Below are 20240 nucleotides of genomic sequence, written 5' to 3'. Positions count from 1 at the left end.
TCAGACGGCCTTATTTACCTGGGGAGGGTGCTTGATACCGTCGTTTGTTGATTCTTCGTAATAAATATTCTCTGTAGTATGCCCATGCTTGCTTTTTTTGTCCTTGTTTCCAAAGCCGTTTGGCTGCTTGTCTAAATTTCCTTTTAGGATTTGGAAAGGGCAACCAAGTTGATAGAGGTTGTTCTAGATATCCGTTATTCCATGGGGAATTCTTAAAATATTGATCATATGCAGGGTGGAAGCCTAATTGATGCCACGGTTTGATATGACCAACAAAATGGACTAAGCGGATATTGTTGGGATTGTCGATTAATTCACTGTATTTTTGATGCCAATGTATCCAGTTAAAGTTTTCTGAAAGCCAGTGTACATGACCTATACAGGCTAAATTCAAAATATCTTGGTCTGGACAGGAGAGTTTAAAATTCTGTTTTTCTACGGCTTGCATTTTTTCAGACAAAATTTTATCTATTGCCATATCATTCCATTTGTCAATATTGAATAGAATGACCCCAGAGTTGAAATAAGGCTCAGTATCTGTAAAACCAAATTGATTGAGTTGTTTTATATATGCTCTGTATAAGATTGCATCAGGTACGGCAGCAATCAAAGAATTTGAAATGTCGATTTCAAATAAATCATCAATGTTGCCCAAGCACAGTACATCAGTATCTAAATAAAGCGCAGTATGAGCAATACCTTTTAATAAGCAAGGGATACTCATACGGTAATACATAGCGATAGTAAAATAATGGGTAGTCTGCAGGGTAGAAAAGTATTCTGTATTTAAATGGTAAACGCTTATTGCGTAGTTTTGATTTGATGTTTCAATTTGATCGAAAATATTAAAATCATAACCTTCTGAACCACTAACTAACAAATGAAAATGTATTGGATTGGTATTGTTTTGCAGCACAGAAAGTAACGCAGTGCCGATGTGTTTGATATAGTTTTGATCGGCTGCATAAACAATATGTCTCGGCTGTTCAATGAATTCTCGTTTGCGGATATGAGCAGTTTCTAATACTAATTTTTCTCTATCAAACATTTAAATTCTCCACAACGTCTCTATCGATTTCAGGCAATCCGATAGGGATATTCGGTTCAATATCAAATGCGCAGCTGATCCAGTTGCTGAAGCTGTATTTGTGCTTCAGGCCGGGGGCAAGCGGTACATACGGCAAGGTCAGGAAGGCTTTGAGTTCGTCAAGGTTGCTTCCATTCCAGTAGAACATATTGTTCGGGTGATAAAAATCGTAATGTACGATGGTCGGATTGGTCGTAATCAGTTTTTTGTCCAAACCAATCGCTTCGAAAATCCGCAAAGAGAGGCCGTAGTGCTTGCGGTTGAGGAAATCTACCAATACGGAGGATTTGGCCGCTTCTTCTAAGTTTTGACGATAGGAGAGGGCGTTTTCAAATGAGAAGAACTCGACCTCGGGAATGCCCAAAGCCGCTTTTTCTTCTTCAATTTTCTTACTGGCCAAGCGGAAATCTATTTCTAAACCGATTGAACGTGCAGCTTCGCAAAATGCACGGATGTCATTGTTGCGGTCGGCAGCGTACGAGCCGATAAACAAGATTTTGTTTTGCGGGTTTTCAGACGGCCTGAAGCTGTCAAAGTAGAAGCTGGTGGTTGGAAAGAGTTTTTCGGCGTATTCGGGGTGTTTGCCTTGGTCAAACGGATCGAAAAAGTAAAATTTGTCGAAAAATTCGATGTTGTCGAAGTCTTCTTTTAAGAAGGTCAGGGCTTCCCAGTTGTAGTACACCATCAATTTTGAATGCGCTCTGAGCTTGGCGATGAAGTCTTTCGGGTAGGCGCCTAGCCAAATCATGAAGCAATAATCCGCTTGTTCGGGATGTTCGCTTAACAGGGTATTGAGGCGTTCTTCTACGGCGCGGAACATGGTCCGTTTTTTGAAGTCTTTTTGTCCAAGAATATTTCGATACCAGATTTTTTTCAGCCGTTGAAATACATTTTTGTATTTGAACTCTTTTTCTTCATAGGTCAGGGACAGCACTTCAAATCCGCATTTCTCCAAGTTCTCAATAATGAGTTCGTGGATTTTGAAGAGTTCCGGCATGGCGAGAATGACTTTTTTCTTACTCATAATGTATTCGATGTAATATTTTGTCAGGCAGAAGTATCTGCCGTAGGCAATAGGGTTAATCAATGCCGAGCAGGCGGTTTAGCCATTGTGTAAACGAATAATAGGCTTTGATTTCAGGGTCAGGTTGCTGATACGGGCGCGCCAAGAATTCAGGCAATGCGTCTAAATTACCGCCGTCCCATACGAACACACGGTCCGGGTGGTATAGGTCGGTCTCCAAGATATGTTTGTTGGTGGTGATCAGTTTTTTATCGAAACGCAACGCATCGAAGATACGGAATGATAAGCCGTAATGTTCGAATTGTGCAAAATCGACAACCGCACCGCAACTTTGTACTTGGCTGAGGTTTTCTTCAAAGCTGAGGATGCTGCTGCGGTCAAGATAGCGGATGCCGTTGTGTCCGAAGGCTTTTTCAGCCCTATCGTCTTTACAGTAGATATGAAAATCCAAGGGTAGGTTGAGGCGTTCGGTTTCTTGGATAAAGCGTTTGGTTTGTTCTTCGCGTCTAAGTTCGTAGCCGCCTAAAAAGTAGAGTTTGTTGGTAGGTGCATATTCTGCCACGGGAAAGTCAAAGTAAAAATTGGTGGTGGCTTTGAAACGGCATTGTGGATATTTTTGAATATCGTCGGGATCGAAAACCCAGCATTGGTCAAAATAATCCAAATATTCAATAATATCTGGAAAACGACCTACGCCATCCCATTGATAATTCACACAAACATTGCTGTGTTCGCGGATGGTGGCGATGATTTCTTTGGGGTAAATATTGGCACGGATACAGAGCGCATAATCGGCTTTTTTACCATTTAACAAGGCCAGTTTTTGTTGAATGTCGTCGAGGTGGCGGCTGTATTTGAGGTATTTTTTATAGTTGCCGTCTTTGGTGATGTGTTTGTGGTAGAGGTTTTTGAGTCTGCTGCCCAAGTTCGGGTAATAGGAATCTCGGTCGTCATAGCACAGATTAATGACATCAAAACCAAGAAAACGCAGATTTTTTTCGATACATTGATCCAGTCCGTACATGTAGGGAACGGCAAGAATAATGGTTTTTTTCATAATGTATTCGGATTGGAGTGGGCTGATTTTTCAGACGGCCTTGCCTGACAGGATAGGCCGTCTGAAAACGTTTTAGTGAGCTTCGATAAATGCAGCCACTTGATCGGCATTGGTCAATGCGCTGCATACGGCTTCTTTGTTGATGCGTTTGGCGAGGCCTGCGAGGACTTTGCCGGGGCCGCATTCGGCGGATTCGGTGATGCCTTCGGAGACAAGTTCGTTGACGGTTTCTGTCCAGCGCACCGGGCTGTACAGTTGGCGTACCAAGGCATCTTTGATTTTGTCGGCATCATCATAAGAAGCGACATCGGCGTTATGAATAACGCGGATTTGCGGTTGTTTGATGGTGATGTCTTTCAGTGCTTCGGCAAGTTTTTCCGCTGCAGGCTTCATGAGGCTGCAATGTGAAGGAACGGAAACGGGCAGCGGCAGGGCGCGTTTGGCTCCGGCTTCTTTGGCGGCGGCCATGGCGCGTTCGACTGCGGTGGTATTGCCGGCGATAACGACTTGGCCTGGGGAGTTGAAGTTGACGGCTTCAACGACTTCGCCTTGTGCAGCTTCGGCACAAATGGCTTTCACTTGTTCGTCTTCCAACCCCAAAATAGCGGCCATTGCGCCTACGCCTTGCGGTACGGCAGATTGCATGAGCTCGGCGCGCAGACGGACCAGTTTGACCGCGTCTGCGAAATTCAATGCGCCGGCAGCGACGAGGGCGGTGTATTCGCCGAGACTGTGACCTGCAACGACTGAAGGGATTTTACCACCGGCTTCCAAGTAGGCGTGGTAAGTGGCAATACCGGCGGCCAGCATGATGGGCTGGGTGTTGACGGTTTGTCCGATTAATTCGGCATCTTCGCCGTTAATCATTGCCCACAGGTCTTGACCCAATACGGCGGAAGCTTCGTCAAATGTGGCTTTAACGATGGCTTGCTCGGCAAAGCCGCTCATCATGCCTAGGCTTTGTGAGCCTTGTCCGGGGAAGAAGAATGCGAAAGACATGGTAATTCCTTATTGGTTTGAATGTTTGAGGGTGTCTGCCAGCAGAAGGAGGGTGGCGACAGTATTGGTTGCGGCGGTCAGCCGGAAGGGGCGGACAAACTCGGGTTTGCTGGTTTTATGCCGGAATGCGAGGCTGCCGCAATAACCGCCCGGCCAGCCGCCAAGCAGATTGAGCAGGTGCAATTTTGCTTCGGGTATGCGTCTGTCGTGGTTGCGTGCGCGCTGTTTGTCTAGGTAGTAAAGCAGGAAAACGTATGCACTCAGTGCGAGATAGGCGATTGCCAGTTTGGGCAATATTACAGCCGTTATGCTTAAAAACAGGCTGCTGATGCAGAGTGCAAACGTTAGGGATTTCATGGGTTTGAGCAGAATAGGCCGTCTGAAAGGGAGGTTCAGACGGCCCAGCCGTTAGTATTTCACCAAAACCGCACCCCAGGCAAAACCGCCGCCGATGCCTTCGAGCAAGAGGTTTTGTCCGCGTTTGATTTGGCCGTTTTTAATACCGACATCCAGTGCCAACGGAATGGAGGCGGCGGAAGTATTGCCGTGATCTTGGACGGTCAAGATCACTTTATCCATGCTCAAGCCCAAGTGTTTGGCGGTAGAGTCGATAATGCGCTTATTGGCTTGGTGCGGCACAATCCAATCGATTTGATCGGTGGTGTAACCGGCTTCTTCGATAACGTCATCGGCGATTTTGGACAGCATTTTAACGGCAAATTTGAATACGCCGGGGCCGTCCATGCTGATGTAGGGTGAGCCGCAAATTTGGCCGTTAGCGATTTGCCCGGGGACGTTCAAAAGGTTGAGGTAGTTGCCGTCGGCTTTAAGTTTGCCGTGGATGATGCCCGGTTCGTCAGATGCGCTTAAGACAACCGCGCCTGCGCCGTCACCAAAGAGGACGCAGGTGGTGCGGTCGTTCCAATCGACGATGCGGCTGAAGGTTTCCGCGCCGATGACCAAAGCGTTTTTTGCCATGCCGCTTTTGATGTAGGCATTGGCAGTGGTCAGGGCATACATAAAACCGGCACACACGGCTTGTACGTCAAAGGCAGGGCAGCCGTTGGCAATACCCAATTTTTGCTGCACGATGGTTGCCGTAGAAGGGAATTGCATATCGGGAGTAGCTGTGGCGACGATAATCAGATCGATATCGTCAGCCTGCAAATCGGCATCTGTCAAGGCGCGGCGCGCTGACTCGGCGGCCAAGTCGCTGGTTTTTTCGCTGTCGTCTGCAATATGGCGAAATTTGATACCTGTACGCGTGGTAATCCACTCGTCGGAAGTGTCCACTTTTTTGGCAAGGTCGTCATTGCTGACGCGGTTGGCAGGAAGGTAGCTGCCTGTACCGGAAATTTTGGCATATTGCATGAGAACGGCCTTTTTAGAGAGTTGATTCAGATAGTCGGGTATTGTAAGCGAAAATGGGAAAATTCCCAATATTAAGAATGAAGTCGGTGATTAAAGATAAAAACAGGCCGTCTGAACTTTTTGAAGTTTCAGACGGCCTGTGTATATCAGCCTTAAGCTTCCGTTGCTGGAGTGGCGGTTTCTTCCAGTTCGGCTGCTTTGGCGGCTTCCAAAGCGGCCAACTGGGTGGCTACGCCTTGTTCGATTTGAGCGAGGCCGGCAGATTTGGCTTCGTGGTAGGCTTCTTCCAAAGCATAACGGAAGCCGACTTCGTCGGTTCCGCCGTGGCTCTTAATCACGATGCCACGTAAGCCAAGCAGGATGGCGCCGTTAAATTTACGCGGATCCAATTTGCCTTTCAAACCTTTGAGCGCGGGCAGGGCGGCAATGGCGGCAAGTTTGTTGAACAGGGTGCTTTGGAATTCACGGCGGATGGCGCCACTCATGAATTTAACTGCACCTTCGATGGTTTTGAGCATAACGTTGCCGACAAACCCGTCAGCGACAACGACATCGGCTTCGCCATATAAAACGCCGTTGCTTTCGATATTGCCGATAAAGTTGAGTTTGCTGCTGCTCAACAGTTTAAAGGTTTGTTTGACGGCATCCGTACCCTTGATGTCTTCTGTGCCGACGTTCAAAAGGGCGACACGCGGGCTGCCTTTTTCTGGGTGCAGTGCGTGTACCAGCTCGCTGCCGATGATGGCAAATTGAACCAGTTGTTCGGGCGTACAGTCAACGTTGGCACCCAAATCCAAAGCCAGGGTAACGTGTTCGCTGTCGGAAGGCAGGAATTTGGCGATGGCAGGGCGCTCAATGCCGGGAATGGTTTTTAGGACGAATCGGGCAGTCGCCATCAGTGCGCCGGTATTGCCTGCCGATACGGCGGCTTGCGCGTTGCCTTCTTTGACTTGGTTGATGGCGATGCGCATGGATGATTCTTTTTTGTTTTTCAGCGCGGATTGCGGCGCTTCATCCATTTCGACGACTTGCGCTGCATGGCAGACGGTAATGCGGTCCATAGGTGCGCCTGCCGAGCTTAATGCTTGGCGGACTGCTGCTTCATCTCCGACCATAATCAGGTGTACGTCGGATTGCTGTTTCAGGAAATCCACTGCACCGGGGACGGTAACCGCAAGGCCTGCATCTCCGCCCATGGCATCTACGGCCAGTGTAATCATGTTGTTCTCCGGTTTGTGTGTTTCAGACGGCCTCAAACAATCAGACAAGCACACTCATCTGATTTTCAGGAGATTGAATGGAAAATCAGATGAAAAGGCTTGTTGCGACGTCGTGCCAGATTTATTGGTTTTGCGCGGCCAATTTGTTGTGTTCGTCAATGTCCAGCGCGTCCCAAGGATAGTTGATCCACCAGTCTTCAACGGTGATGCCGCTGAAATAAGGGACACCTTCAGGAATTTTGCCGACTTTGGCTTTGATTTTTTCATGCAATACTGCCACGCCGACGGTGCCGAAATCTTCTTTCAACAATTCGGTCAGGCAAAATTCCATGGTAACGCGGCTGTCGTCCACTTCGTCAACGACCAGTACGTTTTTGCCTTTCAGTGTATCTGGAACGGGATCAAGCCATTGGACTTTTTTCACTTCCTCGGTCACTTGACCTTCGTTATCGCTGTCGTAGTAGGCTGTGGTGACGGCGTAAATCGGAATTTCCAAGAAGCAGCGCAACATGCGGGCAGGGATAAAACCGCCGCCGCCAATGGCAATCATGGCATCGTATTTTGTGCCGGAGTTTTGGATTTTTTCCGCCAATCCTTTGATTACGCGGTGGATGTCGTCGTAGGTGTACCAGATTTTACGTTTCATGGTGTGCTTCCGAAGAGGAAAATACAGGGTGCAATGCAAAAAAGCCAGTCATTGCATGGCAATATTCTGGCTTTTTCAGTCAGACGAACGGATTATTCGCCTTTAGCTTTTACCACTTTACGGCCACGGTACATACCGTTTGGAGAAATGTGGTGTGGACGATGTACTTCGCCGGTTGCGCTGTCAACAGACAGAGAAGGCGCAGTCAGAGCGTTGTGTGAACGGTGCATACCGCGTTTAGAAGGGGATTTTTTGTTTTGTTGAACGGCCATTTCAAGCTCCTAGATAAATAAACTGTGTCCTAATTAACTGCTTTTCAAACCTGCTAAAACAGCGAAGGGGTTTGGTTTGTCCCGATTGACTTCGTCCAGTGTTCCATTGTTGCCGCAGTCTTCATGTCGAGGGGAGAAAGGGAGCGACATCAGGATTTGGTCTTCAACCAGAGTCCGCACGTCAAGCTCTTTTTCGAGCAGCATGCCTTCCAATTCTTCATCGGCAAGCATGGCTTCGTCCAAACTCTCTTCATCGGCAAACAGGACGATACGGCTGGTTTCATCGAGCAGAAACGGCATGGGCGTAATGCAACGCTGGCAAATCAGGGGCATGTCAGCTTTGACGTTTAAATCGAGAAACAGACGTTGCAGCCGGTCGCGACCGCCTTGCAGCGTAAACGACACGCGTGTCTGTTTGTCGGCCGGGTAATCGTGCGAACTAACTCGTTCATCCAATTCTTCGAGCAGGAAGCTGCCTTGCAGATTCTGCCCTTCGGCGGCGAAAACTTCTGGGTCAATCAAATTAGGGTATGACATAAACGGAGTATGATATAATTTCGGCAGTCTAACGTCAATGTTTTTAAGTAAAAATATGGAAGTAAAACTGCCTTTGGTTTTAGGGTCGAGTTCGGTTTTCCGCTGTGGACAGCTTCGCCGTTTGGGTATCGATTTTCAGACGGCATCGCCTGATTTTGACGAAACGCCTATTGAGGGCGAGCATGCAGGCGAGACGGCGCTGCGTTTAGCGGAAGGCAAAGCCCGTTCATTGGCGGCAACTTTCCCTGCCGCGCTGATTATCGGCGCAGACCAAGTCGCATGGTGCGAAGGACGGCAGTTGGGTAAACCGATGAACGTCGCAAATGCACAACAGATGCTGGCGGACTTAAGCGGAAAACGGATTGAATTTTACAGTGCAATCGTGCTTTTGAATACTGCTACGGGCAAGGTTCAGCATCATGTCGATCATACGGTGGTTGCCATGCGACAGTTGACGCAGGCGCAAATCAGCCGATATTTGGAACGAGAGCCGGATGCGGTTTATTGTGCCGGTGCGGCGAAGAGCGAGGGTTTGGGCGCTGCTTTGTTGGAGCGGATTGAAAGTACGGACCCGAATGCTTTGATCGGCCTTCCGATTTTCCGTCTGATTGATTTTTTGAAAAACGAAGGTGTGGAAGTTTTATAGTTTGAGGCCGTCTGAATGTGTTCAGACGGCCTGAGATTTTTTGGAGTTGCAAGAATGAAACCGATTTTGTATTTGATTCCTACCCCTTTGGGTGCGCCTGATACGCCATGCCTGTTGCCGCATGAACAACAGGCGATTGTCGGGCTGACGGATTTTGTCGTGGAAGCGGAAAAAACAGCGCGCGCGCATTTGAAACATTTGGGCGTGACTACGCCTATCCGCGAGCTGAATTTGCAAACGCTGAATGAACACACGGATTTGAAGACTTTGCCGGAATTGCTGAAGCCTTTGCAAGAGGGACGCAGTATGGGCATTGTCAGTGAGGCGGGTTGCCCGGCTGTTGCTGATCCAGGCGCGAATTTGGTGGCGTTGGCGCATAAACACGGTTTTGAAGTACGGCCTTTGGTCGGCCCGTCCAGTTTGTTGCTGGCGCTGATGGCTTCGGGTGCGAATGGGCAGAACTTTGCATTTAAGGGTTATCTGCCGTCTGAAAAAAATGAGCGGATTCAGAGTTTGAAGGCTTTGGAGCAACGTTCGCGCCAGCAGAATGAAACGCAGCTGTTTATCGAAACGCCGTATCGCAACGATGCGTTGTTGGCTGATGCGGTGGAAAACCTGCATCCCGAAACGCGCTTGTGCGTGGCTACGGACTTGACCTTGCCGACACAGGAAATCATCAGCCAGACGATTGCGCAGTGGCGGAAAAGAAAAGAAATGCCGAATTTGAAAAAACGCCCGACGATTTTTGTGTTGCATGCCGCTTAAAACTGGATTGGGTTCAATTTCAAACTGTATTTGTTTGGGGAAATAAAAAAGGCCGTCTGAACAACAGACGGCCTTTGTGTTGCCTAAGCTTTTATCAAGAAACGACTTCGCCTTGGGCGCGTTGTTTTTCGATGCTGCGGTTGATGTGCCATTGTTGGGCGATAGTCAAGAGGTTGTTGACTACCCAGTACAGAACCAAACCGGCAGGGAAGAAGAAGAACATGATAGAGAAAATCAAAGGCATGACTTTCATCATTTTCGCCTGCATAGGGTCGGTTGACGGCGGATTCAGATAAGTTTGTGCAAACATGGTCGCCGCCATAATCAAAGGCAGGATGTAGAAAGGATCCGGACGGCTCAAGTCGGTAATCCAACCCAACCAAGGCGCTTGGCGCAATTCTACGGAGGCGAACAATGCCCAGTACAGGCCGATGAAGACGGGGATTTGCAACAGCATAGGCAGACAGCCGCCCAGCGGATTGATTTTCTCGTCTTTGTAAAGCTGCATCATGGCTTGTTGTTGTGCCATGCGGTCATCGCCGTATTTCTCTTTGATGGCTTGCAATTTAGGCGCGGCGGCGCGCATTTTTGCCATAGAGCGGTAAGAGGCGTTGGTCAACGGGTACAGTACGGCTTTGACGATGATGGTCAAAACGATGATTGCCCAGCCCCAGTTGCCGATGATGTTGTGCAGTTGGTTCAAGAGCCAGAAGAGTGGGGAGGCGAACCAGTGTACTTTGCCGTAGTCTTTGGCCAGTTGCAGTTTGTCGGCGATATTGGCGATAACGGAAGTGGTTTGCGGACCGGCATACAGGTTGATGGCGGTTTCGGCTTTCGCGCCGGCTTGAATGGAGGCTAAAGGCACGCTGACGCTTGCGCTATACAGGTTGTCGTTGCGACGTTTGATGTCGATACGGCAGTCGCCTGCGGCGCAAACGCTTTGGCCGTCTTTAGGCTGCAAAATCCAAGTGGACATGAAATGGTGTTCAATCATGCCGAGCCAGCCGGTCGGCGTTTTGCGGATGTATTCGGCTTCGGATTTGCCGGATTTGGCATCGTCATCCAAATCAGAGAAGCTGACTTTTTGGAAGCCGCCTTCAGGGGAGTAAACCACCGGGCCGACGTAAGAGCGGGTAAAGTAGCCTTGGCCTTCGGGTTCGCTGTGGTCGCGGACGATGCGGTAGTCTGCGCTCAGGTTGACGGGTTGGCCTTTGCTGTTGGTAATGTCGAAACGGACGTTAACCAAGTAACTGCCTTTGGTGAAAGTATAAACTTTGTCGATTTTCAGGCCGTTGGTTTCAGGCGCGCTCAGGCGGACTTCGACTTTGTCGCCTTCCAAACTGTATTGTTTTTGCGGAGCGCTAAAACTGATGCCTTTCAGAACGTTGTTGCCTTGTGCGTCCAAAAGCTCGGATTGGGCAACGTAGGTGTATTCCTTGCCGTCGTTAAACAGGACGAAAGGTTTGTGTTCGTCGCCGGTTGCTTTGTATTGCAAGAGGGTCAGCTGACGCAGGTCGCCGCTTTTCTCATCGATGACGGCTTTAACCGTATCTGTGGTAACGGTAATAGGGGAGGCTGGGGCAAGCGCGGCTTCGACAGCGGCTTTTGCCGGAGCGGCGGCCGTTTGCTGTTGCGCGGCTTGTTGCGCCGGATTAGGTTTGGGGCTGGGGAAAAAATGTTCCCAGCCGGCAAAAATTGCCACTGAAATGGCAAAAAACGCCATTAGTCTTTTAAAATCCATAAGAGATTCCTGGAATTGACGGATAGGTAATCAAGATGAAAACTGCTTCAGACGGCATTATATAGAAACCGACGGGAAATTAAAGAAAATCGTGTTCTTTAAATGGTTGACAGCAGCATTATGGAACAGGGTCATGTCCGTGTCCGCCGAAAGGATGGCATCGTGCGATGCGTTTGATTGCCAGCCATCCGCCTTTGAATGCGCCGTATTTTTTGACGGCTTCGACTGCGTATTGTGAACAGGTCGGGGTATAGCGGCAGCGCGGCGGAATGAGGGGGCTGATGCAGTATTGGTAAAAGCGGATGAGTGCAAGGAGGAGCTTGGAAAGCAGGGTATTCATCGGCGTTTTTTCATCAGCTGGGCAAGTTGGCTTCGGGCTTCCGGAGCAGTTTCCCGATTAAACGCCTGACGCACGCGCACAACAAAATCATGCGGCGGCAGCTGGTGTTGATTCAGCCTGAACCAGTCGCGGATGACGCGCTTCATATAATTGCGGTCATGGGCGCGTTTGGCGGTCTTTTTGCTGACGACCAAACCAAGGCGCGGATGGCCGAGCGCGTTGTCTGCGGACTGGGAGACTTGCAGTAAATCGCGGCTGCGTCGGTTTTTCAACGCAAAAACGGATGAAAAATCATCCGTTTTTAATAAGCGATACTGCTTCGAGAAGCCGTAATTCAAAATTATACAGCCAGGCGTTTGCGGCCTTTGGCGCGACGGGCAGCCAATACTGCGCGACCACCGCGGGTTTTGGAGCGAACCAAGAAGCCGTGGGTGCGTTTACGTTTGGTAACGGAAGGTTGATAAGTGCGTTTCATGATGTTTCCTAAAAATTGGTAGATAATTAAACTGTGAATTACACTCCAATTTGCTGCTTTTGTCAATCAATATAAAAACTTTTCGTTGGCCAAAGTGTGACAACTGGTTTTATGCATTGATAGAATTTGTGGATAAAATTTTGCGGCGGTTGTGGATAAAAAAGAGCGGAATGGGTATAATCGCCCAATCTTGCTTTTCTCTGTGCGCAAGGCCGTCTGAAAGCAGCGGGAGTGTCGTAAAAATTTGATTTTTATCGGATTGCCTATCTGCTCTGCCTTCTTGTATTTCCCAAATCTTCCATTTTCCGAGCTTAATCTCATGACGTTAGCTGAATTTTGGCCGCTGTGCCTTTGCCGCCTTCACGAAATGTTGCCTGCCGGGCAGTTTGCGCAATGGATTGCGCCTTTGACCGTGGGTGAAGAAAACGGCGCATGGGTGGTGTATGGTAAAAACCAATTTGCCTGCAATATGCTCAAAAGCCAGTTTGCCACCAAAATTGACGCCGTGCGTGCCGAATTGGTGCCTCAGCAGGCTGCTTTCGCGTTTAAGCCGGGCGTAGGTGTGCATTATGAAATGGCGGCTCAGGCTGTTGCGCCGGTGCAAGTGCAAGAAGTCATTGAAGTTGAAGAGTGTGTAGAGCCTGTTCAAATGCCTTTGCAAACTGCTGTTGTAATGGAAGAAGATAGGCCGTCTGAAACGGTTTCCAAGCCTGTCGCTGCCATGACGGCTGCCGAGATTTTGGCGCAACGCATAAAAAACCTGCCGCATGATGAGCCTCAAGTGCAAACTGCTGCTCCGGCTGAATCTAAAGCAGTTGCCAAAGCCAAAACCGACGCGCAACACGATGCGGAAGAAGCGCGCTACGAACAGACCAATTTGTCGCGCGACTATACATTTGAAACTTTGGTGGAAGGTAAGGGCAACCGCCTTGCCGCCGCAGCCGCCCAAGCGATTGCTGAAAATCCGGGGCAGGGCTACAACCCGTTTTTTTTATACGGCAGTACCGGTTTGGGTAAAACCCACTTGGTGCAGGCCATCGGCAACGAATTGCTGAAAAACCGTCCTGATGCCAAAGTGCGCTATATGCACTCGGACGACTATATCCGCAGCTTTATGAAGGCGGTGCGCAACAACACTTATGATGTGTTCAAGCAACAATACAAACAATATGACCTGCTGATTATCGACGATATTCAGTTCATCAAAGGCAAAGACCGTACGATGGAAGAATTCTTCTATCTGTACAACCATTTCCACAACGAGAAAAAACAGCTGATTCTGACGTGCGACGTATTGCCTGCCAAAATCGAGGGTATGGACGACCGTCTCAAATCCCGTTTCTCATGGGGGTTGACTTTGGAACTCGAACCGCCCGAATTGGAAATGCGCGTGGCGATTTTGCAGAAAAAGGCAGAAGCAGCCGGTATCAGTATCGAAGACGAAGCTGCTCTGTTTATTGCCAATCTGATCCGCTCCAATGTTCGTGAGCTGGAAGGTGCGTTTAACCGTGTCAGCGCCAGCAGCCGTTTTATGAATCGCCCTGTTATCGACATGGATTTGGCGCGCACGGCTTTGCAGGATATTATTGCCGAGAAACACAAAGTCATTACTGCCGACATCATCATAGATGCGACAGCCAAATACTACCGTATTAAAATCAGCGATATATTGGGCAAAAAACGCACGCGCAACATCGCCCGCCCGCGCCAAGTTGCCATGAGCCTGACCAAAGAGCTGACCACGCTCAGTCTGCCTTCTATTGGCGATGCCTTTGGCGGTCGCGACCACACGACTGTGATGCACGGTGTTAAAGCGGTGGCGAAACTGCGTGAAGAAGATCCCGAATTGGCGCAAGACTACGAAAAACTGCTGATTTTGATTCAGAACTGACCCAATGCAATATTCAGACGACCTGATGTCAATGTGAGGCCGTCTGAATACAAAAAATATTTTAAAATACCCAAATCAACCGATTTCAAATTCAAAGGAATGGAACATGCTGATTTTACAAGCCGATCGCGACAGTCTGCTCAAGCCGTTGCAAGCCGTTACCGGTATTGTCGAACGTCGCCATACTCTGCCGATTTTGTCCAATGTGTTGCTGGAAAGCAAAGACGGACAAACCAAACTTTTGGCAACCGACTTGGAAATCCAAATCAATACCGCCGGCCCTGAAAGTCAGGCAGGCGATTTCCGTATTACGACCAACGCTAAAAAATTCCAAGACATTTTGCGCGCCCTGCCTGACAGTGCGCTGGTGTCACTGGATTGGGCGGACAACCGTTTGACTCTGCGCGCGGGCAAATCCCGTTTTGCCCTGCAAACCCTGCCGGCTGAAGACTTTCCGTTGATGAACGTCGGCAGCGACGTCAGCGCGACTTTCTCGCTGACTCAAGAAACCTTCAAAACCATGCTTTCGCAAGTGCAATACAGCATGGCGGTTCAAGATATCCGCTATTATCTCAACGGCTTGCTGATGCAGGTTGAAGGAAACCAACTGCGCCTTGTTGCAACCGACGGTCACCGCCTTGCTTATGCGGCCAGCCAAATTGAAGCAGAACTGCCAAAAACGGAAGTAATCCTGCCGCGCAAAACGGTATTGGAACTCTTCAAGCTGTTGAACAATCCGTCCGAGTCCATCACCGTTGAGCTTTTGGATAATCAAGTACGCTTCCAATGCAATGGCACGACCATTGTCAGCAAAGTCATCGACGGCAAGTTCCCTGACTTTAACCGAGTGATTCCTTTGGATAATGACAAGATTTTCCTTGTATCCCGTACCCAGCTTTTGGGTGCGCTCGAACGTGCGGCCATTCTTGCCAATGAAAAATTCCGCGGCGCGCGACTGTTCCTGCAGCCTGGTTTGCTGAGTGTCGTATGTAGCAACAATGAGCAGGAAGAAGCGCGCGAAGAGTTGGAAATCGCTTACCAGGGCGGAGAACTCGAAGTCGGTTTCAATATTGGCTACTTGATGGATGTGTTGCGTAACATCCACTCCGACGATATGCAGCTTGCTTTCGGCGATGCCAACCGTTCAACGCTGTTTACCGTGCCGAACAATCCGAATTTCAAATACATCGTAATGCCGATGCGTATTTAATTGGGTGAACAAACAAAAAGAGCGTGTACGGGACACGCTCTTTTTTATAGGATTGAATCAAAAGGCCGTCTGAAAATTGTTTTTCAGACGGCCTTTCTATCAAACCGGGATGATTCGGTTAAATAGGAAAACTGGGATTAACGTGGACGTGGTTCGCAGTTTTTCACCAGGAATGAGCCGTTAGGGGCGTTCACGCCAACTACTTCAGAAGTAGTGTGGGTGTTTTTGTCGATGAAACCAGCAGACATTGCATAACCTTGACGGTTGGTGAAAGTAGTGCCAGTGCTGTCAGAACGTTTTTTGTTGACAACCAAAGAGGCTTTTTTGCCACCGGCGTTTACGTCAGCAGTAACTGCACGGCCGCTACGGTCAAAGCCGTACATCACGTTCAGTGATTTGCCACCGTCACAATGGTAAGAAACGAAGCCGGCAGGTGCAGCGGCAGCAGAGAAGGAAACAGTAGCCAATGCGGCTGCAGTGATAACAGAAAGTAATTTCATGATCTAAGCTCCATATGAGGGTTGTGTGTTATCTTGCAAAGTGAGAAAGGGTTTTCGTTTGCAGATGAAGCATATTGTAGGCGTTTTGGTGGTAGTGACAATTAGGTAAATTGCAAAACAGTGTTTACTTATGCTTACCCGATTGTTTATTAATAGAAAGTTGTTTGTAATTTGGTGTTGCAAAGTGGTTATACGGGTTGTTGCGGAATATATACATTAATGATTCTTTAAGAAATATAGCAAAAGAATACAAAAAAAGCCGTCTGAATATTCAGACGGCCTTTGATATGAAGCGGTTTACAAGAAGAAAATTGAAGCGATAGTCACGGCGATGACGCCATAGATGCTCATCGGGATGACAGTTTTCTTGATGATCGCGCCTTCGGCGTTGTTTACGTTTAACACGCTGCATACGGCGATGATGTTGTTGATGCAGACCATGTTACCCATTGCGCCGCCGACAGATTGCAGGGCGAGGATGAGGGTAACGGACAGGCCGGTATCAAGCGCGATTTGTTGTTGAATCGGACCAAAGGTCAAGTTGGATACAGTGTTGGAACCGGAGAAGAATGCACCGATTGCGCCCAGGTATGGGGAGAAGTACACCCAGTGTTCGCCAGCCATATTGGCAAATTCTTTACCGATGATTTTCACCATGGAGTCGTCACCGCCAACCATCATCAGTTGAACCATAATCAGCGCACCCATCAGGGCAAGCAGAGGTTTTTTGGTTTGGTTGAAGGTTGCAGCGTAGAAAGACCATGCATCTTTGAATTTGGTTTTGTACAGCAGGATGCAAATCCAAACGGTGAAGACAAACGGAATCCAGGCCGGAACGTAGAGGGTTTGGTAGGAAGCGTTTACGCCTTGGCCGAAGATGTTGCCGAAGGTGATGGTCAGGGAGTCGCTGACGGTGATTTTGGACAAATCAAACGGCAGTTGGAAGCTGAACCATTCTTCTTTGCTGGTCAGCAGGCCTTTGATGCCCAGCTGTTTGATACGGGTTATCACCAGCATACCGATCAGCATACCCAAAGGAGCCAGTGCTTTGGCAACTTGTGCGAAAGGTACTTTTTCTGCATTCGGGTCTTTGGCGTAATCTTTGCTCAAGCCCCAGCCGCGGTTTGCGGCGAATACGGATACCATCAGGCCGATTGCGCCGGCAACCAGAGATGGGAATTCTTCATTGACCATCGCCAATGCAACGTAAGGAAGGGTACAGGAGAATACGGCGATACCGATGAAGCCCAAGTTTTTGCGGATTTCAGCCCAAGGTACGATGAAGCTCAAGCCGATCACAGGGATGATGAAACCAGCAAAGAAGTGCATTACGCCGGTTTGCATACCGATTTCCATAATGCTCTTTTGATCCAAGCCCAAAGGAGCGAAGCCGAACCAAGTCGGGGTACCTACTGCACCGAAGGATACGGGTACGGAGTTCATGACCAAAGTGAAGATGGCTACTTTTAATGGGTTGAAGCCCAAGCTCATCAGGATTGGCGCGGCAATGGCGGCAGGTGTGCCGAAACCGGATGCGCCTTCAATCATAAAGGCGAAAGACCAGCCGATGATCATCAACTGGGCAATCGGATTCGGGCTGATGGTGGCCAGCCATTTGCGGATGACATCGATACAGCCGGTGGTTTCCATCATGCGGTTAAACATAATGGCACCGAAAATTACGGTAATCGGGGTCAGGGTAGAGACGAGGCCGGACGCGGCTGTTGCGTTGAGCAACATGGCATCGTCGCCGAAATAAAACAGTTTGATGGCATAAATCAGCGCGGCGGTAATCGGCAACGCGACGTAGGACGGCATACTGTTTTTCTTAACCATCAGCCAGATCAGCAGCACGATGGGAAAAATACTGAGAAAGAGAGCCATGGGATTATCCTCGGGGCAACAAGCATCATAACCGTCAATCAATGGCGGTTTGATGCGATGTGTTGAGTAGTTAATGTTTTTCGAATAAGGATTGCTATTTTTTTAGATGCAACCAGTTATCAGGTAAATTGGTTTTACCAATTTATGAAAACTGTTGCACACTTTACGTAATCTTATGTAATCGGTCAAGAGGTTTGTAATAAAAAAGGCCGTCTGAAATAGGGTTTTCAGACGGCCTGAGAGCTTTGCCAGCAGTTCATTTGGTCGGATATCGAATGGTATTTACATTCAATATTTTGTAAAGATTTTGTTTTTAATTGATTTTAAACGAATTATTCTATTCCTGCCCATTTATGCGTTTGTACGCTCAATTGCCAATGGACGAGTGCATCGGGTCGGCTGTTTAATACGCCGATTTGGCGGATGGTGTCGTAGATATTCATTGCACCGTCTTGTTCGCAGGGGGAAAGATAGTAATGTCGGGCGCAGATTTTGCGTTCCATCTCTTGGCAAAACGCAATGACATCGCCATCGGCGACAATGCGCACTTCGTCTGCTTTCTCGATGCAGCTTTTTTCGTATTTGGCGGAGTAACAGGCTTTGGGACTGGTAGCAACGTAGTCGATTTGCGGCGGCGCGGGGTTGAGGCCGTTGGTTTCGATACACAGGAAATAGCCTTCGGCTTTGAGTGCATTGAGCAGGGTATCCAAATGCGGTTGGATGGTGGGTTCGCCGCCGGTAATGATGATGTTGCGCGCCGTGTAGGTTTTCAGACGGCCTAAAATATCGGATAGGCTCATCATGCCGAATTTGAGGTAGTCGGTGTCGCACCAGCTGCACGCGAGATTGCATTTGCCCAGGCGGATGAAAATGGCGGGCATGCCTGTATTCCAGCCTTCGCCTTGCAGGCTTTCAAAGATTTCGACAATGCGGTATTGGGGATTGTTCGGAGTGATTTGAATGGTCATGAATGTCGGGTGTGCGGGTTTTAATTGTTGTGGTGAAGCGTTTTGAGAAATCGGGTGAGGCAGCCATTCTTTCTGTTAGTTCGAGTGGAAAGAACGGCTGGTGTGTTTAAGCGGCAATGACGGCTGCGGCGGCCAAAAATGCCGGCAAGCCTTGTTTGAGCAAAATGCCTTTGTTGCCGGATGAAAACGCGCCCCATGCGGCGGCGATGAGGACAAAGCCGAGGAACAGGATGGTCACGCCGTAAACCGCGTTGTCGGGTGCGGCAAAGCGCGCCCATACCAAGCCGATGGCGAGGAAACCGTTGTACAGGCCTTGGTTGGAAAACAGAGTTTGTACGCGCTTTTGTTCCATAAATTCGTAAGGCATGTTGAACAGCTCTGACGTTTTTTCGCTTGGGATTTGCGTCATTTCGAGCCAAGCGATGTAGAAGTGTTCGACAGCGACGAAGAGAACGAGGAGGGTGGAGATGATTTTCATGAAGATTCCTTTTGATGTTTAGCGGATGGGTGTGTTTGTGGAACAGGCCGTCTGAAAAATACAAAATGCCGGTTTAGTCTCCTTCATATTCCGCACACGACGTCGGCGTTTCCCATAGTTTCACGCTGCACACTTTGACACCGGCATTTTTCAGACGGCCATACATTTCTACGCTCATGTTTTCGGCGGTGGTGCGGCAGGGCAGGCGCAGGGTTTTCATGTTCCAGCCTTCCAAAAGTGCGGCGATTTGGCTTTCGCGTTTGTTGTTGCCGTGATAGATGAAGGCGTGGTCGAACGGGTCGGTAATGTGTTGTTTGACGATGGCTTTCAGGTCGGTAAAGTCCATCACCATGCCGTCTTTTGCGCCGCCTTGGATAACGGGCGCGGAGACAGTGATTTCAAGTTTGTAGGTGTGGCCGTGCAGGTTTTGGCATTTGCCGTCATGCCCGTCAAGCATGTGCGAGGAATCGAAGGTAAAGATTTTGGTGATTTTCATGAGATGAGGGAAGCCGATCAGGCCGTCTGAACGGTGTGAAACCTGTTTCAGACGGCCTTAAGATTATTATTCGGAAGGGAATTTGAGGAAATGATCGCGATAATGGCGCATTTCTTCGATACTTTCGAGGATATCGTCCAATGCCTTGTGCGAACCGCGTTTGACCACGCTTTTGGCGACGGCCGGATTCCAGCGTTTGGCCAATTCTTTCAGCGTGGATACGTCTAAGTTGCGGTAGTGGAAATAGGCTTCCAAGCGCGGCATGTATTTGACCATGAAGCGGCGGTCTTGATGGATGGAGTTGCCGCACATGGGCGTGGATTTCTCGGGTATCCATGCGGACATGAAGTCCAACAGATTTTGTTCTACTTCGGCTTCGGTTAGTTTGGATTCGCGTACGCGTTGGGTCAGGCCGGTGCGGCCGTGGGTGGCGGTGTTCCACTCGTCCATACCGTCGAGTAACTCATCGCTTTGATGGATGACGTAAACGTCCGATTGCGCCAGTACATTCAAATCGGAATCGGTAATGATCATGGCGACTTCGATAATGCGGTCGTGTTCCGGGTTGAGGCCGGTCATTTCCATATCGAGCCAGCAGAGATTGTTTGCGTTTTGGGTCATTTCAGACGGCCT

The 20240-nt window shown here is 48.9% G+C and carries 24 protein-coding genes; 4 read left to right on the top strand and 20 right to left on the bottom strand.

All coding sequences use genetic code 11. From position 1 onward, the window contains the following. Positions 1-10: 10 nt before the first annotated feature. The 10 genes from ACTHTJ_RS03220 to ACTHTJ_RS03175 all read right to left on the bottom strand — a co-directional run bounded on the left by ACTHTJ_RS03220 (position 11) and on the right by ACTHTJ_RS03175 (position 8213). Positions 11-1048 (bottom strand): glycosyltransferase family 8 protein, encoded by a 1038-nt coding sequence (locus ACTHTJ_RS03220; protein WP_049336358.1) that lies wholly within the window; start codon positions 1046-1048, stop codon positions 11-13. After that, on the bottom strand, positions 1041-2111 hold the full coding sequence (locus ACTHTJ_RS03215; RefSeq protein ID WP_049336417.1) for a hypothetical protein: 1071 nt from the start codon (positions 2109-2111) through the stop codon (positions 1041-1043). Before ACTHTJ_RS03215 ends, ACTHTJ_RS03220 begins: the two co-directional genes overlap by 8 nt. Before the next feature lie 55 nt (positions 2112-2166). Beyond that, complete coding sequence (locus ACTHTJ_RS03210; RefSeq protein WP_063069061.1) at positions 2167-3168, bottom strand: hypothetical protein; 1002 nt, start codon at positions 3166-3168, stop codon at positions 2167-2169. A gap of 72 nt (positions 3169-3240) precedes the next feature. Beyond that, on the bottom strand, positions 3241-4167 hold the full coding sequence (gene fabD / locus ACTHTJ_RS03205) for an ACP S-malonyltransferase (protein ID WP_070584739.1): 927 nt from the start codon (positions 4165-4167) through the stop codon (positions 3241-3243). Positions 4168-4176: 9 nt separating this feature from the next. Next, on the bottom strand, positions 4177-4524 hold the full coding sequence (locus ACTHTJ_RS03200; protein WP_070584741.1) for a DUF1294 domain-containing protein: 348 nt from the start codon (positions 4522-4524) through the stop codon (positions 4177-4179). Positions 4525-4575: 51 nt separating this feature from the next. Further along, positions 4576-5538, bottom strand: coding sequence for a beta-ketoacyl-ACP synthase III (locus ACTHTJ_RS03195; RefSeq protein WP_070584743.1), 963 nt, complete (start codon positions 5536-5538; stop codon positions 4576-4578). Between the two features lie 152 nt (positions 5539-5690). Continuing rightward, positions 5691-6758: a phosphate acyltransferase PlsX gene (plsX, locus tag ACTHTJ_RS03190; protein WP_440360764.1), complete on the bottom strand. Its 1068-nt coding sequence runs from the start codon at positions 6756-6758 to the stop codon at positions 5691-5693. 121 nt (positions 6759-6879) lie between these two features. Beyond that, a complete protein-coding gene (locus ACTHTJ_RS03185; RefSeq protein ID WP_070584745.1) occupies positions 6880-7404 on the bottom strand; it encodes a phosphoribosyltransferase in 525 nt (174 codons plus the stop codon). A gap of 92 nt (positions 7405-7496) precedes the next feature. Beyond that, entirely contained in the window at positions 7497-7676 is a 180-nt protein-coding gene (gene rpmF, locus ACTHTJ_RS03180) for a 50S ribosomal protein L32 (RefSeq protein WP_070584747.1), read from the bottom strand. Positions 7677-7709: 33 nt separating this feature from the next. Beyond that, positions 7710-8213, bottom strand: a complete 504-nt coding sequence (locus ACTHTJ_RS03175) for a YceD family protein (protein ID WP_004520416.1) — start codon at positions 8211-8213, stop codon at positions 7710-7712. A gap of 55 nt (positions 8214-8268) precedes the next feature. On the opposite strand from ACTHTJ_RS03175, the gene ACTHTJ_RS03170 reads away from it, so the two are divergent. Then, complete coding sequence (locus tag ACTHTJ_RS03170; protein WP_070584844.1) at positions 8269-8859, top strand: Maf family protein; 591 nt, start codon at positions 8269-8271, stop codon at positions 8857-8859. A 54-nt stretch (positions 8860-8913) separates the two neighbouring features. Further along, on the top strand, positions 8914-9624 hold the full coding sequence (locus ACTHTJ_RS03165; protein WP_049328886.1) for an SAM-dependent methyltransferase: 711 nt from the start codon (positions 8914-8916) through the stop codon (positions 9622-9624). Between the two features lie 94 nt (positions 9625-9718). Here ACTHTJ_RS03165 and yidC read toward each other — a convergent pair whose 3' ends face one another. The 4 genes from yidC to rpmH all read right to left on the bottom strand — a co-directional run bounded on the left by yidC (position 9719) and on the right by rpmH (position 12180). Beyond that, positions 9719-11365 (bottom strand): membrane protein insertase YidC, encoded by a 1647-nt coding sequence (gene yidC / locus ACTHTJ_RS03160; protein WP_070584748.1) that lies wholly within the window; start codon positions 11363-11365, stop codon positions 9719-9721. A 118-nt stretch (positions 11366-11483) separates the two neighbouring features. Continuing rightward, positions 11484-11705: a membrane protein insertion efficiency factor YidD gene (gene yidD / locus ACTHTJ_RS03155; protein ID WP_003682178.1), complete on the bottom strand. Its 222-nt coding sequence runs from the start codon at positions 11703-11705 to the stop codon at positions 11484-11486. Further along, a complete protein-coding gene (rnpA, locus tag ACTHTJ_RS03150) occupies positions 11702-12043 on the bottom strand; it encodes a ribonuclease P protein component (protein ID WP_070460400.1) in 342 nt (113 codons plus the stop codon). The genes yidD and rnpA overlap by 4 nt, the downstream gene beginning before the upstream one ends. A gap of 2 nt (positions 12044-12045) precedes the next feature. Further along, positions 12046-12180, bottom strand: a complete 135-nt coding sequence (gene rpmH / locus ACTHTJ_RS03145) for a 50S ribosomal protein L34 (protein ID WP_002214728.1) — start codon at positions 12178-12180, stop codon at positions 12046-12048. Positions 12181-12499: 319 nt separating this feature from the next. Here rpmH and dnaA point away from each other — a divergent pair, with 319 nt between their 5' ends. Together dnaA and dnaN are read left to right on the top strand one after the other, a co-directional pair. Then, positions 12500-14071 (top strand): chromosomal replication initiator protein DnaA, encoded by a 1572-nt coding sequence (dnaA, locus tag ACTHTJ_RS03140; RefSeq protein WP_070584752.1) that lies wholly within the window; start codon positions 12500-12502, stop codon positions 14069-14071. 106 nt (positions 14072-14177) lie between these two features. Next, positions 14178-15281, top strand: coding sequence for a DNA polymerase III subunit beta (dnaN, locus tag ACTHTJ_RS03135; protein ID WP_004520410.1), 1104 nt, complete (start codon positions 14178-14180; stop codon positions 15279-15281). A 137-nt stretch (positions 15282-15418) separates the two neighbouring features. On the opposite strand, the gene ACTHTJ_RS03130 is transcribed toward dnaN, so the two are convergent. The 6 genes from ACTHTJ_RS03130 to orn form a co-directional block, all read right to left on the bottom strand. After that, positions 15419-15781 carry an ACP-like domain-containing protein gene (locus ACTHTJ_RS03130; RefSeq protein ID WP_070460395.1) on the bottom strand — a complete coding sequence of 121 codons (363 nt, stop codon included), beginning with the start codon at positions 15779-15781 and terminating at the stop codon, positions 15419-15421. A 297-nt stretch (positions 15782-16078) separates the two neighbouring features. Next, positions 16079-17665 (bottom strand): L-lactate permease, encoded by a 1587-nt coding sequence (locus ACTHTJ_RS03125; protein ID WP_070460394.1) that lies wholly within the window; start codon positions 17663-17665, stop codon positions 16079-16081. A 332-nt stretch (positions 17666-17997) separates the two neighbouring features. Next, positions 17998-18633, bottom strand: a complete 636-nt coding sequence (locus ACTHTJ_RS03120) for a 7-carboxy-7-deazaguanine synthase QueE (RefSeq protein WP_070584753.1) — start codon at positions 18631-18633, stop codon at positions 17998-18000. A gap of 106 nt (positions 18634-18739) precedes the next feature. Then, entirely contained in the window at positions 18740-19111 is a 372-nt protein-coding gene (locus ACTHTJ_RS03115; RefSeq protein ID WP_070584755.1) for a DUF1304 domain-containing protein, read from the bottom strand. A 73-nt stretch (positions 19112-19184) separates the two neighbouring features. Beyond that, the gene (gene queD, locus ACTHTJ_RS03110; protein WP_070584757.1) at positions 19185-19607 is read right to left on the bottom strand and encodes a 6-carboxytetrahydropterin synthase QueD; all 423 of its coding nucleotides are present in this window, start codon (positions 19605-19607) and stop codon (positions 19185-19187) included. 66 nt (positions 19608-19673) lie between these two features. Further along, positions 19674-20228 (bottom strand): oligoribonuclease, encoded by a 555-nt coding sequence (orn, locus tag ACTHTJ_RS03105; RefSeq protein WP_070584759.1) that lies wholly within the window; start codon positions 20226-20228, stop codon positions 19674-19676. Positions 20229-20240 lie beyond the last annotated feature (12 nt).

The sequence above is a fragment of the Neisseria sp. P0018.S001 genome, assembly GCF_051957355.1.
Lineage (GTDB): Bacteria > Pseudomonadota > Gammaproteobacteria > Burkholderiales > Neisseriaceae > Neisseria > Neisseria subflava_A.
This window is presented reverse-complemented; position numbering and strand designations above follow the sequence as displayed.

Bases quoted from the DNA above. Each gene is read 5' to 3' on its own strand.
- fabD (WP_070584739.1), bottom strand. From the start codon at position 4,167: ATGTCTTTCGCATTCTTCTTCCCCGGACAAGGCTCACAAAGCCTAGGC.
- orn (WP_070584759.1), bottom strand. From the start codon at position 20,228: ATGACCCAAAACGCAAACAATCTCTGCTGGCTCGATATGGAAATGACC.
- ACTHTJ_RS03115 (WP_070584755.1), bottom strand. From the start codon at position 19,111: ATGAAAATCATCTCCACCCTCCTCGTTCTCTTCGTCGCTGTCGAACAC.
- plsX (WP_440360764.1), bottom strand. From the start codon at position 6,758: ATGATTACACTGGCCGTAGATGCCATGGGCGGAGATGCAGGCCTTGCG.
- rpmF (WP_070584747.1), bottom strand. From the start codon at position 7,676: ATGGCCGTTCAACAAAACAAAAAATCCCCTTCTAAACGCGGTATGCAC.
- ACTHTJ_RS03125 (WP_070460394.1), bottom strand. From the start codon at position 17,665: ATGGCTCTCTTTCTCAGTATTTTTCCCATCGTGCTGCTGATCTGGCTG.
- ACTHTJ_RS03170 (WP_070584844.1), top strand. From the start codon at position 8,269: ATGGAAGTAAAACTGCCTTTGGTTTTAGGGTCGAGTTCGGTTTTCCGC.
- yidD (WP_003682178.1), bottom strand. From the start codon at position 11,705: ATGAATACCCTGCTTTCCAAGCTCCTCCTTGCACTCATCCGCTTTTAC.
- ACTHTJ_RS03185 (WP_070584745.1), bottom strand. From the start codon at position 7,404: ATGAAACGTAAAATCTGGTACACCTACGACGACATCCACCGCGTAATC.
- ACTHTJ_RS03175 (WP_004520416.1), bottom strand. From the start codon at position 8,213: ATGTCATACCCTAATTTGATTGACCCAGAAGTTTTCGCCGCCGAAGGG.
- rpmH (WP_002214728.1), bottom strand. From the start codon at position 12,180: ATGAAACGCACTTATCAACCTTCCGTTACCAAACGTAAACGCACCCAC.
- ACTHTJ_RS03165 (WP_049328886.1), top strand. From the start codon at position 8,914: ATGAAACCGATTTTGTATTTGATTCCTACCCCTTTGGGTGCGCCTGAT.
- ACTHTJ_RS03215 (WP_049336417.1), bottom strand. From the start codon at position 2,111: ATGAGTAAGAAAAAAGTCATTCTCGCCATGCCGGAACTCTTCAAAATC.
- ACTHTJ_RS03220 (WP_049336358.1), bottom strand. From the start codon at position 1,048: ATGTTTGATAGAGAAAAATTAGTATTAGAAACTGCTCATATCCGCAAA.
- yidC (WP_070584748.1), bottom strand. From the start codon at position 11,365: ATGGATTTTAAAAGACTAATGGCGTTTTTTGCCATTTCAGTGGCAATT.
- ACTHTJ_RS03120 (WP_070584753.1), bottom strand. From the start codon at position 18,633: ATGACCATTCAAATCACTCCGAACAATCCCCAATACCGCATTGTCGAA.
- dnaN (WP_004520410.1), top strand. From the start codon at position 14,178: ATGCTGATTTTACAAGCCGATCGCGACAGTCTGCTCAAGCCGTTGCAA.
- ACTHTJ_RS03200 (WP_070584741.1), bottom strand. From the start codon at position 4,524: ATGAAATCCCTAACGTTTGCACTCTGCATCAGCAGCCTGTTTTTAAGC.
- ACTHTJ_RS03130 (WP_070460395.1), bottom strand. From the start codon at position 15,781: ATGAAATTACTTTCTGTTATCACTGCAGCCGCATTGGCTACTGTTTCC.
- dnaA (WP_070584752.1), top strand. From the start codon at position 12,500: ATGACGTTAGCTGAATTTTGGCCGCTGTGCCTTTGCCGCCTTCACGAA.
- ACTHTJ_RS03195 (WP_070584743.1), bottom strand. From the start codon at position 5,538: ATGCAATATGCCAAAATTTCCGGTACAGGCAGCTACCTTCCTGCCAAC.
- queD (WP_070584757.1), bottom strand. From the start codon at position 19,607: ATGAAAATCACCAAAATCTTTACCTTCGATTCCTCGCACATGCTTGAC.
- ACTHTJ_RS03210 (WP_063069061.1), bottom strand. From the start codon at position 3,168: ATGAAAAAAACCATTATTCTTGCCGTTCCCTACATGTACGGACTGGAT.